The following is a 15,444-nucleotide window of genomic DNA, read 5'->3' on the forward strand; positions in this document are numbered from 1 at the left end:
CCCGTCCGCCACTCGTCATCAAGTGCAAGCACTCATGTTACCGTTCGACTTGCATGTGTTAAGCCTGCCGCCAGCGTTCAATCTGAGCCATGATCAAACTCTTCAATTTAAAGTTTGATGCTCAATAACTGTCTCTGACATATTCAAATGAATCTTCAGTGTCACTTATCAAGACTTAATTTTTTAGTCCGTAGACTTTAATCTTTTGTCTCGCAAGTGCCCACACAGATTGTCTGTTTCTTATTTTTAAAGAGCTAACAGCTTTTTTTAAATCAACTAACTTTTCGTCAATTTACTTCGCTGTCTCAAGGGTTGCGTATGTTACGCATTTCACTTGTCCACGTCAACCCTCTATTTCATAAAATTCTTTTTTTTTATTTCAAATGAATATTTTTTAGTCAAAATACAAGGTTAGAAGGTTATTTTTAGCTGATTAATTGCATTAACCGCTTTTTTAATTGCTTCTTCTACTGTTGCTGCTTTAGCTAAAGCAACTCCCATTCGTCTTATTCCGTTAACTTCAGGTTTACCAAATAAGCGTAAATCAGTACCTGGAACATTTAATACTTTGTCCAAATTAGAAAAAGTAATGTGATCAGAGTTACCATTTGCTAACAATACCGCTGATGCACTTGGACCATATTGCTCAATTAAAGGTATTGGTAATCCTAAAATAGCTCTAGCATGCAATGCAAACTCTGAGATGTTTTGTGATATTAATGTAACCATACCTGTATCATGTGGTCTTGGTGATACTTCACTAAACCAAACCTGATCGCCTTTAACAAACAGCTCTACACCAAATACCCCATACCCCCCCAAAGCTTCGGTTATCTTCATAGCGATATCTTTAGCTAAACATAATGCATTAGCTGACATCTGCTGCGGTTGCCAAGATTCTCGATAGTCGCCTTTTTCTTGACGGTGGCCAATAGGTTCACAATATAAAACCCCGTTAATATGCCTAACAGTTAATAGCGTAATTTCATAATCAAAATCAACAAAACCTTCAATAATAACTTTACCCCTACCTGCACGGCCACCTTCTTGTGCATATTTCCATGAAAATTCAATATCAGCTTCACTTCTTACTAAAGATTGCCCTTTTCCCGAAGAACTCATTACAGGTTTAACTAAACAAGGGAAACCTATTTCTTTAACTGCAAGCTTATACTCGGCTTTATTTAATGCAAAACGATATGGTGAAGTTGGCAATTTGAGTTCTTCTGCGGCTAAACGACGTATACCTTCACGGTTCATGGTTAATTGCGTCGCTTTAGCTGTAGGAATAACTACAAATCCTTCTTTTTCTAATTCTAATAAAGTATCGGTGGCTATTGCTTCTATTTCAGGAACAATATAATTAGGTTTTTCTATCTCAATAATTTTTCTAAGCTCATCACCGTCTAGCATATTAATAATATGAGAACGATGTGCAACTTGCATGGCTGGCGCATTAGCATAACGATCAACAGCAATAACTTCACACCCAAAACGCTGCAATTCAATGACAACCTCTTTGGCTAATTCACCTGCACCACAAAGTAATACCTTTGTTGCACTTAATGATAATGGTGTTCCTATTTTTGCCATAATATTCTCTTATAGATTTATATCACTGTATTTTAATTAATAAGCTTAAAATAAAAATCGGGATAATTATCCCGATTTTTCTCAATTTAAAATTATACTGAATATGGATCTCGTAAAATCATAGTTTCACTTCGATCTGGCCCTGTTGAAATAATATCAATTGGTGTTTCGGTTAGTTCTTCAATCCGTTTTATATAGGCTTTCGCTGCTTGTGGTAAAGCATCATAACTTTTAACACCAAAAGTTGATTCACTCCAGCCGGGCATTGACTCATACACAGGCTTAACTAAGCCCCACTCTTCAGCAGACGCTGGAGCATTTTTTATCACATCTCCATTTGGTAATTGATAACCAATGCAGATCTTAACCTCTTTAAGCCCATCTAGCACGTCGAGTTTAGTTAAACAAAATCCAGATACAGAATTAAGTTGTACCGCTTTGCGAACAGCAACTGCATCAAGCCATCCTGTACGACGACGACGGCCTGTTGTTGCCCCAAATTCATTACCTTGCTTACAAAGGTACTCTCCTGTTTCATCAAATAATTCCGTTGGAAATGGACCAGCACCAACTCGTGTAGAATAGGCTTTAACAATACCTAATACATAACCAACGTAACGTGGGCCAAAACCAGATCCCGTTGCTACACCACCAGCGGTGGTATTAGAAGAGGTAACAAAAGGGTAAGTACCATGATCGATATCAAGTAATGTACCTTGTGCACCTTCAAACATAATTCTCTCACCTTTTTTGCGTGCATCTTCTAAAAGAGTGGGAATATCAGCAATCATAGAAACTAAAATATCTGCTATTGCCAATGTGTCGTTTAGAACTTTTTGATAATCAACTGCTTCTGCTTTGTAGTAATTAACTAATTGAAAATTATGATACTCCATAACTTCTTGTAATTTTTCAGCGAAAGCTTGGCGATCACGTAAATCACCAACTCGAAGCCCGCGCCGAGCTACTTTGTCTTCGTAAGCAGGGCCAATACCACGCCCTGTTGTTCCAATTGCTTTGCTACCACGGGCTTTTTCCCGAGCCTGGTCTAACGCAATATGGTAAGGTAAAATTAAAGGACATGATTCAGAAATAAGGAGCCTGTCTTTAACAGGTATACCGCTATTTTCTAGCTCTTTCATTTCTTTCATTAGAGCATCAGGGCAAAGTACTACACCATTTGCAATAATACTTATCACATCATTGCGTAAAATTCCTGATGGAATTAAATGTAATACTGTTTTTTCACCATTAATCACTAATGTATGACCAGCATTATGCCCACCTTGATAACGAACAACATATTTTGCTTTTTCTGTGAGTAAATCAACAACTTTACCTTTGCCTTCATCACCCCATTGTGTTCCTAGCACAACAACATTATTACTCATAGATTATTTATCTCATTCTGTTATTTATTAGATTTTAATTTCATATATTGAAAAAATTGACTATCAGGACTAATGACCAAAATATCATGACCTGTAAAGCTTTGTTCGTAAGCTTTTAAACTACGAATAAAACTAAAAAACTCTATATCTTTACCAAAAGCATCGGCATAAAGTTTAGCTGCATTTGCATCACCTTCACCACGAATAGATCGAGATTGGCGTTCAGCTTCAGATAAAATCTTTGTAACTTCTAATGTAGTCTCTGCTCGTATTTCATCAGCCTTTTTAACCCCTTGGAAACGTTGGTTTTGCGCGACAACTTTCCGAGCTGCTTTCATTTGTTCATAAATTGAATTAGATATTTCCTGAGGAAAATTAACTTTCTTTATACGGACATCAATGACTTCAACACCAAAAGATCTCATACTGGTTTTATTATTTTCAGAATCTTTTTCAACCTCACTAATAATACCTTCAGTAGATTCATTTTTAGCCGCTTCTTGTGCTGTGCCATTTAAAGCATCTTTTACACGTGTCATAATAGAATTGCGAGAGTTATTATTGGTGTCATTAATAATATCAATGATATCTAATTTACCAACTTCGGCTCTTAAACGGCCATTTAACCGAGCAAGCAATAGGTTTTCAACACTATTACCACCTGCAATAGTTTCATAGTACCGATTAAAGTCAACAATCTTCCATTGTACAAAATAATCAACAACTAAATCTTTATTTTCACGTGTTATAAACTTTTGTTCTTTACCAACATTATCAGAACTATTTGTTGTTTGAATTTTAGCATCAACAACTTTTACATTATCCATTCCAGGGATTTTAAAATGTAATCCAGGATCTGATAATCTTATAATTTTATTAAATCGTAAAACTATACCCCGAGTTCCTTCTTCAATAACATAAGCGCTAGAAAAAAACACACCAATTAAAACAAATATTATAGGAATCAATAATTTGCGCATACTTTCTCCTTATCTTCCCATAAATCGCGCAGTTCGCGTACTATTGCTGGTGCTAATGGTATTATTTGTATTGCTATTAACCTCTTTTGATAATTCTTGTGTCGTCTGAGGTTGATGTTTTATTGTTTCAGAAGAGATCGCCATATTAGAATTATATTCACTATTTTCATTTAATAAAGCCATTGGTTCAGAATGCTTTTCATTTGTATTTTTCAATAGTTGCTCTAGAGGTAATACCATTAAATTTCCGCTTTTATCGTTAACCAAAATTTTTTTCGTTTTAGCCAATACTCTTTCCATAGTTTCAATATATAAGCGTTCTTTAGTAATTTCTGGCGCAGCCTTATATTGTGGTAAGATTTTTTCAAAACGAGCGACATCACCAGCAGCTTCAAGTTCTACTTTAACTTTATAAGCATTTGCATCTGCCAGAATTCTTGCGGATAGACCTTCAGCTTGTTGAACTTGCTTAACTTTTTCAGCAGCAGCTTTATTTATTTCACGCTTTTTATCTTCTCGAGCATTCATTGCATCGTTAAAAGCTTCTTGTACAGCTTCAGGAGGACGAGCTGATTGGAAATTAAGATCCACTATACTAATTCCCATATCATAATTATTAATCACATTAACCAACTCATCTTTAGTGCGAGTTTCTAATGCGGAACGCCCATCAGTTAAAATATCATCCATACTTGAGCTACCTACTTCTGTGCGTAAAGCACTATCTGCAGCTTGTTGTAGGCTGTCTTTAACATTAGTGACCTTAAATAAATATTTTATAGGATCGTTGATACGATATTGCACATTCATCTCAACAAAGACCAAATCTTCACCTGTTGTTATCATAAATCCATTTACATTAAAATTGTGCGTACCTTGTGTATCAACTTTATACACTTTATCAATTAATGGTGGACTCCAATTTAATCCAGGTTGAATAATTTCGGGCTGAACTTGACCAAATCGGGTAATAACACCACGTTCGCTTTGATTGATAGTGTAAAAACCATTTCCACCCCAAAGAAGAGCAAGAACAATTATTATAGCACCAACAATTTTCGACGTATCCATCGGTAATTTAATGCCTGATGAACCGTTATTATGGTTACCTGAATTACTTTTCCTTAAGAGGTCTTTGATTTTATCAAATAAATCACCTAATGAATTATTGGGTGTTTTTTTGTTATTGCTTCCCCATGGATCATTATCTTGTCCGTTATTTCCGGGCTGATTCCACGCCATATTTTATATGCTCCATTTAACAATTAGTTATTATTTTGCTTATTGATTAAGTATAACAGATCTGGTTCTTGTTTACAGAGGCGATTCCATTCAATAGAGGGAATTCTCACATCTAAATAAAAACTACCATCCTCACTAATAAGCTCATGTTCAACCGCATTTAACTGATATAAACGGCTTCTTAGTTTTGCTAAGTAAGCTGGCAAGCTTAAATGGCAAACTTGAATTTGCTTAGCTAATCTTTCTTTCAAAGCAATAAATAATTGATCTAATCCTAAACCATTTTGTGCAGAAACCCAAACTCGAATTGGCATACCATTTTCATCTCGATCAATACCTGGTTGTTTACCCTCAATTAAATCGATTTTGTTCATAACGAGTAGTGTTGGTATTTCGTGAGCATCAATTTCAAGCAATACTTCATCAACAGCATGCATATTATCCAATAAATTAGGATCCGCTGCGTCAACAACATGTAATAATAAAGTGGCATCTTGAGTTTCAAGTAATGTTGCTTTAAAAGCCGCAATAAGATCATGTGGTAAATGGCGAATAAAACCGACTGTATCAGCTAAAACAACTTCTCCTACATCATCAACATTAATGCGCCTTAAAGTTGGATCAAGAGTAGCAAACAATTGATCAGCAGCATAAACATCTGCATTAGTTAGCACATTAAATAGAGTCGACTTACCGGCATTAGTATAGCCAACTAATGATACTGTCGATAAATCAGCTTTATTTCTTGATTGACGATTTTGATTTCGCTGTTTTTCAACTTTAGCCAACTTTGAGAAAATTAATTGAATACGATGGCGAATCAATCGTCTATCAGTTTCTAATTGAGTTTCACCAGGACCACGTAAGCCAATACCACCTTTTTGCCGTTCTAGATGAGTCCAACCTCGCACTAATCGTGTCGAAAGATGTTGTAACTGAGCTAGCTCAACTTGCAATTTACCTTCATGCGTTCTAGCTCGTTGGGCAAAAATATCAAGAATTAATCCTGTTCTATCCACAACGCGGCATTTACATAGTTGTTCTAAGTTACGTTCTTGAGAAGGAGTTAAAGTATGATTGACTAAAATAACAGAAGCACCGAGTTGTTTAACTTTTTCAGCTATTTCTTGTGCTTTACCTTCACCAATGAAATATTTGGCTTGCGGCGATTTTCTTGAGGTCGTCACAATATCGAGAATCTCTATTCGAGCAGAAGAAACTAATACTTCAAACTCTTTAAGATCCTCAATATTGCTTTCTTGAGGGAAAAATACATGGACTAATAAGGCAGTCTCACCGCCTTTATATCGCTCAAACAATCAGAATCTCCACTGAAATATCAGCTTTCACTTCCCTCTTCAGGCTGAGATACGAGTCCAGAAATAGGTCTAGAAGGTACGACCGTAGAAATGGCATGTTTATATACCATTTGGCTTACAGTATTTTTTAGCAAAATAACAAACTGATCGAATGATTCAATTTGCCCTTGTAACTTAATACCATTAACTAAATAGATTGATACAGGAATATGCTCTCGACGAAGCAAATTTAAATAAGGATCTTGTAATGACTGCCCTTTTGACATAAGTTTATCCTTTAAAAAAGTAATTATATGAAGATAAAATAAATACACTTATAAATAATCAATGTATTTTTACATACTATTTCAGATACATCTAGTATCTACCAAAATAACATAAAAAGCACTTCTCTTGAACCAATCATATAAAATTTATGCACAAATAACTAAATTTTTAATAAATTTAAACCAAAAATATAAAAAAAACACAAAATATAGATAATTTTTTTGCATAAATTTATCTATATTACAATTATATACTATAAACCACTATGAAAATTACTAATCATAATATTTTTTGGAAAATTGAATCCATATTATCATTATTTAACCATGTAATAGGTTGCTTCCAACCACGAAGCCAAGTAATTTGTCTTTTCGCTAATTGCCGTGTAGCACAAATACCTTTAAATATCATTTCATCATAACTTATATCACCATTTAAATATTCCCACATTTGCCGATAGCCGACACAACGGATAGCGGGCAAATTTAAATGCAAATCAGATCGTTGCATAAGCGCTTTTACTTCATTCTCAAATCCTTGATCTAACATCTGTAAAAAACGCTGCTCAATACGTTCATGTAATTGTGCCCTATCTTGTGGCATAATAGCAAACTGCATAATATCATATGGCAATGCCTCACCACTTTCTTGTGTAAGCTCAGTTAAACTTTTACCTGAGATTAAATAGACTTCTAAAGCACGATTAAGACGCTGTGGATCATTAGGATGAATGCGTTCAGCCGAAACAGGATCAACTTTTTTTAACTCTTCGTGAATAGCTTGCCAACCTAATTTATTGGCTTTTTCCTCTATTTGTTGACGAATTTCACTATTGGCCGCTGGTAGCGGTGAAAGGCCTTCAATCAAAGCCTTAAAGTAAAGCATTGTTCCACCAACTAACAATGGAATCCGACCTTCTTTTAAGGTTTTTTCAATTTCAACAATGGCATCATGCCTAAAATTTGCTGCTGAGTAGCTCTCTGCTGGATCACAAATATCAATTAGTTTATGCGGGTATTTTTGTTGCTCTTCTTGAGTTGGTTTTGCTGTTCCAATGTTCATGCCACGATAAATAAGTGCAGAATCGACACTAATAATATCAATTGGATAACGATCATAAAGCGCCATAGCAAATGCGGTTTTACCCGATGCCGTTGGCCCCATTAATGAAATAATTTTCGGTTTAGTCATAATAAAATTGATTGAGTTAGAGATTGCATATCTATTGGATATAAAAATGATTCTTGTTGTAACAAATTAATATCTATCTGCTCTAACTGTGCTAATAATTGAATTACCTTAGATCCTCCCCAAACCTCAGTACAACTATCACAGTACTGGTTAGCTAACCAAGCAGCAATTTGCGTTGGATTGAATACTTCCTTTTCAGATGATGAGATAAAACTAATTAAAGCAGGTAAAATTTGTTGCCAGTTCATTGCTCGCAACATTTTAGGCACGTTTTGTAAATACAATTTAGCTTTATCAATATAAAACTCAAAACCTAAAAAATTTAACTGAGGTTGATAAGTAGATACAATTTGTTGCTCTTTATGATTAATTAAAATTGTTAATGGAATAAGCAATTTCTCAGAGTCTTGCGATAATAATTTAATTGCAACAACTTTTTGCTGCGCAATTGGCAATTTCATTAACATGAGTTTTTGTTGATTATCTTCAAACTTTTCAAGCAATGCTATATCCGGCTGAATAACAGTTAACACCCGACCAAATTGTACTAATGATGAGTTATCAAGCTGTTGTTGTAATGATTGTAATGGTATATTTCGTTTAGGAAATAAAGCTTCGATAACCGCTTTTTGTGGCTCAGTTATTTCATGTTCTTCTGTCGATAAAAGCGTTTTTTTCGGCTCCGATTTTTCCACATCTTGAGCAAGATCAACATTCACCAACTGACCATACAACGCATTTTCTTTTGCATAATTGCTTGGTTTTTTCGATAACTGGCTACTTGCTTGATAAATTTTTGGTGCTGTTTGTTGGTTAAAGATATTATCACCAGCTGCTTGCCTATTAGGAGGTATTGTTACTTTTTCTTCCACTTCGGTTAAATTCGACTCAAGGGCCATTACAATAGCTTGATAAACAAAATCATGAACAAGCCTTGCTTCATGAAAACGCACTTCATGCTTAGCTGGATGGACATTAACATCAACTTGTTTTGGATCTATCTGTAAAAACACTACATAGCTTTGTTGCTCACTAGTTCGGCTTACATAAGCTTGACGCAAAGCGTGATTAAGCAATTTATCTTTAATCACTCTTCCATTAACATAAAAATATTGAAGATCACTTACTTCACTACTTGTCACCCAACCTTGAATAAGCAAATCTTCATGTTGCCAATCAAGCTTTACAGACTTTTGCATAAAACCTCGACCGCAAACTAATTCGACTCTTTTTTCAATGGTCGATGAGCGATACTGTTTAACTAACTTTCCGTTATGTTGCAAATTAAAAGAGACATCAGGGCGCGCTAACGCAATACGCCGAATAAATTCTTCAATATGCATAAACTCCGTTTTTTCTGTTTTCAAAAAACGGCGCCTTGCTGGCGTATTATAAAACAAGTCAAGCACTTCAACCGTTGATCCCACAGGATGGGCAGCAGGTTTAATGATCGGTTTCATATCACGCCCCTCTGCATAAACTTGCCATGCTTCGGATTGTTCAGCAGTACGTGAAGTTAATGTTAATCTAGCCACCGAGCTTATACTTGCAAGCGCTTCACCACGAAATCCAAGGCTAATAATAGCATCTAAATCATCTAATTTACTGATTTTACTTGTCGCATGACGAGCAAGCGCCAGCGCTAATTCATCTTTAGCAATGCCACAACCATTATCACGAATACGGATTAATTTACAGCCACCTTGCTCAAGGTCAATATCAATTTGAGTACTACCCGCATCAAGGCTATTTTCAACTAATTCCTTAATAACTGACGCTGGGCGTTCTACTACTTCACCTGCAGCAATTTGGTTAGCTAATTGCGGCGATAAAATATGAATTGCCATTAATGCTGTTCTCCAAATTTTGGATTTTGTTTAATATAATTTTTTATACCTTGATAAATAGCGTTAGCGATTTTCTCTTGGTGGGCATTATTACTTAGTAGTCTTTCTTCATCCTCGTTAGAGATAAAGCCAACTTCAACTAAAATTGATGGAATATCTGGCGAACGTAATACACCTAAACTTGCATGTTCTGGAACAGATTTATGCAATGGTATTGTTCCTTTCATCGCTTTTAAGACTTGCATTGCTAACTGATATCCCACTTGTTGAGAATAAGAAAACTGTAGATCTAATACTGCTTGACTTAAATGAGGATCATGATCATCACTAAGCGCATCACCAGCACCACCTAGTAATTGAGACTGTTTTTCACCTTTTTCAAGCCAACGCCCCAGCTCTGTATCTGCACGCTGAGTTGACAATACCCAAATTGAAGCCCCCGTTGCATTCCTATTTGGCGCAGCATCAGCATGAACTGAAACCAATAAATTAGCTTTATTTTTACGAGCAATTTCTGAACGTTGCGAGACAGAAATAAAATTATCACTGTCACGAGTCAGCACACCTTTAAAATTAGCATCTTTATTTAATAAGTTGGTCAGTTTTTTAGCAATTGAAAGCGTAACTGTTTTTTCATATAACTTATTTTGTCCTATTGCGCCCGAATCTTTACCGCCATGCCCCGCATCAACAGCAATCACAACTTTGGTTGCATAAGCAGAGCTACAAAGCAGTACTAACATAAAAAAAATAAGTAGTTTTTTCATTGTCTTTTAATTGTTTATTTTTATTGTGATAAATTAAGGATCACTTGGCCTTTTTCGCTTTTTGCTTGCACACAAGCAGTGCGTTCAAGCGCTAAATAAGCTAAATGAATTTCGAGATCAACATTAGGCAAGATACCGCCTGCTCGCTCAGGCCACTCAATTAAACAAATCGATCGAGAAACAAAATATTCACGAATGCCCATAAACTCTAATTCTTCAGGGTCACAAAGCCGATACAAATCAAAATGATAAACTGAAAAATCATCAAACTGATAGGGTTCTACTAACGTATAAGTTGGACTTTTTACGTTACCTTTATGGCCTAATTGTTGTAAAAAACCGCGACTAAAAGTTGTTTTTCCTGCGCCAAGATCGCCAATTAAATGGATAACAATTGTATCATCATGCTTAGACAAATAGTTTAAACACTGTTTGGCAAGTTTGCTACCAAACAAAATCGTTTGGTGCTCATTGGTTAAAATAATCGGTTTCATGATGAATTCTTTGCTCAATAATGATCTCTTATTATATACTAATAACCATTAAAGATGTACTAAACAAGATAACCTAGATTTTGTAAAAAACTTACAGGAAAACCTACGTTTCATTGTAAAAAGTGAAAAATAATGTTACATACTATTTCAACAGCAAATCCATTAGCTCTAGATCCACAACAAATATCCGCTCAAGATGCCATATTATTTTGGCAAAATGGTGTTGTTCTAGCTATCAAAAACACTCCATTATTAAATGATATTATCAGTAAAACGGCGCATTGTTATATCATCAACAGCGATATTCAAGCTCGTGGGCTAAATGATATTATCGATTCAAGACTTAAAATTATTAATATGCAACAAGTTGTTGAACTAACAGCTAGCTATTTCCCACAGATAAATTGGGAATAACAACAGCACATTAAGCTTACCATTAGCGGTGTTTAAAAACTAAATAATACCCATTTGCCAAACCTAACACCTAGGTTTAATATAAATATTAACTGTAATCTGATTGTATTTAAATTTAATGGCTAATTTATTAACGCTATCGCAAATCAATAATTGTTTAAAAAATGGTGAAGTGATTGCTTACCCAACTGAAGCTGTTTTTGGTCTGGGCTGCGATCCCAATTGCGAATCAGCGGTATTAAAACTATTACAACTAAAACAGCGATCAATAGATAAGGGATTGATTCTAATTGCCAGCCATTACCAACAACTCATACCTTATATAGATGAATCAACTATCACCAACGAACAAAAAAAGTTAGCCCTTACTAATTGGTCTGAGCCCATTACTTGGGTTTTTCCTAAAAATGAAAATACACCATATTTTTTGACCGGTAAATTCGATTCTATTGCTATACGGATCACGAATCATCCTGTCGTTTGTAAACTTTGTGATCTTTATGGCAAACCAATAGTTTCAACTAGTGCTAACATTTCTGCTCATCCTCCTTGTAAAACAGCTATCGAAGTTGCCAAACAGTTTGGTCCAGATTTCCCTATTTTAGATGGTGAAACAGGTCACCGTACACAGCCATCACAAATAAAAGACATTAAAACAGGTCAAATTTTTCGGCAAGGATAACGTTATGCAAAATTTATATATAGGTGTGATGTCCGGTACTAGCATGGATGGAATTGATATAGCTTTAGTGAATATTACCGAAAAAAAAGTTAAATCAATAGTAAGTGCATGCTATCCAATACCTAGCAATTTAAAACAACATTTACTAACATTGTGTGAAACCAAGCAAACTTCATTACAAAATTTAGGTGAAATAGATCACAAGCTTGGTAAACTTTTTGCCAATAGTATAAATAACTTTTTAGAAAATAATAAGATAGATAAAAAACAAATTAAAGCCATTGGCTGTCATGGGCAAACAATTTATCATGCACCAAATGGTAACAATCCATTTACCCTACAAATTGGCGATGCCAATATTATTGCCGCAAAAACAGGCATTACGACTATTGCTGATTTTCGCCGTAAAGATATGGCTTATGGTGGGCAAGGCGCACCACTCGTTCCAGCTTTCCATAAAGCAGTATTGCAAAATAAACATATAAATCGCGTAATATTAAATATAGGCGGAATAAGTAATATTTCAGTACTCATTCCTAATCATACAGTTATTGGATATGACACAGGCCCAGGTAATGTGTTACTTGACGGTTGGATAAAGCAGCATTTAGGTAAAAACTATGATAAAAATGGATTATGGGCAAAAACAGGTAAAATAAATCAAGACTTATTAAACCTTTTATATAAAGAAGACTATTTTCAAATGCCTGCCCCCAAAAGTACCGGGCGGGAGCTGTTTAACTTACCGTGGCTACATAAAAAATTAGCAGGAACACATTTAAAAGCAGAAGATATTCAAGCAACACTGGTTGAATTTACCGCTTTATCCATTGCCAATGAAATTAATAAATTAAAGATACAAAGCACGTTACCTCGTGAACTTTTAGTTTGCGGTGGAGGAGCGAAAAACCCGCTTATCATGCAAAGACTATCGGCATTATTACGTTCATGGTCAGTATTAACCACAGATACAAAAGGCATAAACGGTGATGATATGGAAGCAATCGCTTTTGCTTGGCTTGCTTATTGTAAAATCAATAATCTTCCCTCCAATATTCCTGAAGTAACTGGCGCAAACCAAGCGGTTTGTTTGGGAGTTATTTATCAATAAACTAAAAAATAGATAAAAGTTAATTAAATCAACCCAAATTTTTGTAATGCTTTTGCTATCCCATCATTATTGTTAGTATCTGTTATATATTCAGCTTTATCTTTTAATGTATCAACAGCATTCCCCATAGCAATAGGGTGATCAACAGTTAAGAACATTTCAAAATCATTCATACCATCACCAAATGCATAAGTTGGCACATCAGAAAATCCCTTAGTTTGAAGCAACTGAGTAATACCATAACCTTTAGATCCTCCATGATTAAAAACATCGACACAGTAAGGTGTATTACGAATAAAAGTTAGCTCAGGAAAAACATCACGATAATGCAATTCACCTTCCTCACACAATAATAACAACATCTGGATAGGTTCTTTTAAATAAATCTGATCATCAACGGGAGGAACGGGTTGCTTAAGGTAATGATAAAACTTCTCAGCCGGTTGGCTATGGGCGGATACACGCATCAATTCATCATTATAAAAGGATAAAGGAATATTCATTTTTTGTTTAGAATATTGATATATTCTTGCTATCACCTCTTTATCAATATCATTTGTAAAAACTTTTTCACCTTTATATAAAACAACCTGCCCATTCATACCAACAATGGAATCAATCTGAGTTCTTTTCATTAAATTAATAACTTCACAAGGTGTTCGGCCTGTTGCTATCATTGGAGTAATATTATTTTGTTTTAATTTTTTTATAGCTTCAATAGAACTAGGTAATATATCAATCTGACTATTAAATAGTGTGCCATCTAAATCAAAAAAAACGATAGCTTCAGGTTTTTCATTCATATTACAAATCCAAAATATGTTTAATAAAAGGAATAGTTAATTTTCGTTGTTGTGCAAGCGTTGCAACTTCAAACTTTTCTAACAAAGAAAATAATGTGCGCATATCACGGTTAACACGTTTTAATAAAAATAACCCAACTTCTGTTGATAATTCAAAACCACTTAATTGTGCTCTTAATTGTAAAGCTTTAAGCTTATCATCGTCACTAAGTTCTTTTAATTGATAAACTTGTCCCCAAGATAACCGAGAAACTAAATCAGGTAATATAAAAGAAATTTGTTTAGGAGGTGCACTTGCCGTTATCAGTAATTTACTCACATTTTTTTCAGTCAAACGATTAAATAAATCAAAAATAGCCTCTTCCCAATCTCGATGGCCAGCTATTGCATCAACATCATCTAAACAGACTAAATCATAATTATCTAACCCCTGTAAAATTTCAGGTACTAAATGATAATATTGCTTCAACGGGATATAACTAGCTAATTTGTTTTGGCTTGATGCGTGTAAAAGGTGCGTTCGACCCGCAGCGCTAACCGACCATATATAAAAGATATTAAACCCCTCTTTACCTAATAAGGATTGCAATGAATCAGACAATAATCGATTATCGCCTACATAAAAACTATCAAAAGTTTCATTATTGGGTAACGAAAAAGGTAAAGGCAACTGCGAAAGAGTAATAAAATAACCTCATAATAAAAATACAATTATGTTAAGTATAAATTTGCTTTTACAAAAATCAATCACTTTTGTAGAAAAGAAAAATATCCTGCCCCTTAAATTATTTAATGTGTACTTTAATTGCACAAAACAGGTTAATCTACTTTTTAATAGATAAACTAAGGCTAAATCAAATCCCCTCTATTTATATAAATATAATTTGCTTATTATAAAATAGTTTAACCATCTTACCCACAAAAAAATGACTATACTAAATTTATTTTTTAATAATAATTTTCCTCGACAGCAATGAGTGCAAGTGCTAATAATTCGATCATCAGGCTTAACGCATAAAGTTCATAATGATCTTTTGCAATCACAGCTACCTTACCACTTAATAGAAAAGGACAATCGTCTATTCAACCAAGATAAATTGCACTGGCAATTCCTTTTTCCAATAAGGTAAAACAGGCTCAGAAGGTTATACCACCATATGTGAGCAATTATTTTAGATTAAATGTTATAGAAAAGTTTTATACTAATATGCCTTGATCGCACATTGATCTTTTCAACTGATCCTATTAGATATTTTAAAATAGATCATCGGTATAAGTATAAAGTTTAAGCAAACGAACTTATTTTTTTGTGGATAACTCTGTGATAAATTAGGATCATAAGC

The 15,444-nt window shown here is 34.6% G+C and carries 14 protein-coding genes, 1 rRNA gene and 1 pseudogene; 3 read left to right on the forward strand and 13 right to left on the reverse strand.

The window, feature by feature from the left end; translation table 11 throughout:
* From A9G45_RS11755 to tsaE, 11 genes and pseudogenes are all read right to left on the reverse strand, one after another.
* Positions 1-109: ribosomal RNA gene (locus tag A9G45_RS11755) — 16S ribosomal RNA — on the reverse strand; the annotation flags it as partial.
* 302 nt (positions 110-411) lie between these two features.
* Positions 412-1,593 carry a formate-dependent phosphoribosylglycinamide formyltransferase gene (gene purT / locus A9G45_RS11760; protein ID WP_065567285.1) on the reverse strand — a complete coding sequence of 394 codons (1,182 nt, stop codon included), beginning with the start codon at positions 1,591-1,593 and terminating at the stop codon, positions 412-414.
* A gap of 92 nt (positions 1,594-1,685) precedes the next feature.
* Complete coding sequence (locus A9G45_RS11765; protein WP_065567286.1) at positions 1,686-2,984, reverse strand: adenylosuccinate synthase; 1,299 nt, start codon at positions 2,982-2,984, stop codon at positions 1,686-1,688.
* Positions 2,985-3,004: 20 nt separating this feature from the next.
* The gene (gene hflC, locus A9G45_RS11770; RefSeq protein ID WP_065567287.1) at positions 3,005-3,964 is read right to left on the reverse strand and encodes a protease modulator HflC; all 960 of its coding nucleotides are present in this window, start codon (positions 3,962-3,964) and stop codon (positions 3,005-3,007) included.
* A gap of 9 nt (positions 3,965-3,973) precedes the next feature.
* Complete coding sequence (hflK, locus tag A9G45_RS11775) at positions 3,974-5,206, reverse strand: FtsH protease activity modulator HflK (RefSeq protein WP_065567288.1); 1,233 nt, start codon at positions 5,204-5,206, stop codon at positions 3,974-3,976.
* A 23-nt stretch (positions 5,207-5,229) separates the two neighbouring features.
* Positions 5,230-6,525: a ribosome rescue GTPase HflX gene (gene hflX / locus A9G45_RS11780; RefSeq protein WP_065567289.1), complete on the reverse strand. Its 1,296-nt coding sequence runs from the start codon at positions 6,523-6,525 to the stop codon at positions 5,230-5,232.
* A gap of 20 nt (positions 6,526-6,545) precedes the next feature.
* Positions 6,546-6,791, reverse strand: coding sequence for an RNA chaperone Hfq (gene hfq / locus A9G45_RS11785; protein WP_065567290.1), 246 nt, complete (start codon positions 6,789-6,791; stop codon positions 6,546-6,548).
* A 280-nt stretch (positions 6,792-7,071) separates the two neighbouring features.
* Positions 7,072-7,983 (reverse strand): tRNA (adenosine(37)-N6)-dimethylallyltransferase MiaA, encoded by a 912-nt coding sequence (gene miaA, locus A9G45_RS11790; protein ID WP_065567291.1) that lies wholly within the window; start codon positions 7,981-7,983, stop codon positions 7,072-7,074.
* A complete protein-coding gene (mutL, locus tag A9G45_RS11795) occupies positions 7,980-9,830 on the reverse strand; it encodes a DNA mismatch repair endonuclease MutL (protein WP_065567292.1) in 1,851 nt (616 codons plus the stop codon). Before mutL ends, miaA begins: the two co-directional genes overlap by 4 nt.
* A gap of 20 nt (positions 9,831-9,850) precedes the next feature.
* Positions 9,851-10,555: pseudogene (locus A9G45_RS11800) on the reverse strand (N-acetylmuramoyl-L-alanine amidase); the annotation flags it as partial.
* 62 nt (positions 10,556-10,617) lie between these two features.
* A complete protein-coding gene (gene tsaE, locus A9G45_RS11805; protein WP_065567294.1) occupies positions 10,618-11,091 on the reverse strand; it encodes a tRNA (adenosine(37)-N6)-threonylcarbamoyltransferase complex ATPase subunit type 1 TsaE in 474 nt (157 codons plus the stop codon).
* Positions 11,092-11,223: 132 nt separating this feature from the next.
* Between tsaE and tusB the strand changes: the two genes are divergently transcribed.
* From tusB to A9G45_RS11820, 3 genes are all read left to right on the forward strand, one after another.
* A complete protein-coding gene (tusB, locus tag A9G45_RS11810; RefSeq protein ID WP_065567295.1) occupies positions 11,224-11,505 on the forward strand; it encodes a sulfurtransferase complex subunit TusB in 282 nt (93 codons plus the stop codon).
* Positions 11,506-11,623: 118 nt separating this feature from the next.
* A complete protein-coding gene (locus tag A9G45_RS11815) occupies positions 11,624-12,187 on the forward strand; it encodes a Sua5/YciO/YrdC/YwlC family protein (RefSeq protein ID WP_065567308.1) in 564 nt (187 codons plus the stop codon).
* A gap of 4 nt (positions 12,188-12,191) precedes the next feature.
* Entirely contained in the window at positions 12,192-13,298 is a 1,107-nt protein-coding gene (locus tag A9G45_RS11820) for an anhydro-N-acetylmuramic acid kinase (protein ID WP_065567296.1), read from the forward strand.
* 23 nt (positions 13,299-13,321) lie between these two features.
* On the opposite strand, the gene A9G45_RS11825 is transcribed toward A9G45_RS11820, so the two are convergent.
* Both A9G45_RS11825 and hda read right to left on the reverse strand, forming a co-directional pair.
* Complete coding sequence (locus tag A9G45_RS11825) at positions 13,322-14,101, reverse strand: Cof-type HAD-IIB family hydrolase (protein ID WP_065567297.1); 780 nt, start codon at positions 14,099-14,101, stop codon at positions 13,322-13,324.
* Between the two features lies 1 nt (position 14,102).
* On the reverse strand, positions 14,103-14,786 hold the full coding sequence (hda, locus tag A9G45_RS11830) for a DnaA inactivator Hda (protein ID WP_065567298.1): 684 nt from the start codon (positions 14,784-14,786) through the stop codon (positions 14,103-14,105).
* Between the last annotated feature and the right edge of the window lie 658 nt (positions 14,787-15,444).

This window comes from Gilliamella sp. HK2 (assembly GCF_001690265.1).
In the GTDB taxonomy this organism is placed as follows: domain Bacteria; phylum Pseudomonadota; class Gammaproteobacteria; order Enterobacterales; family Orbaceae; genus Gilliamella; species Gilliamella apicola_C.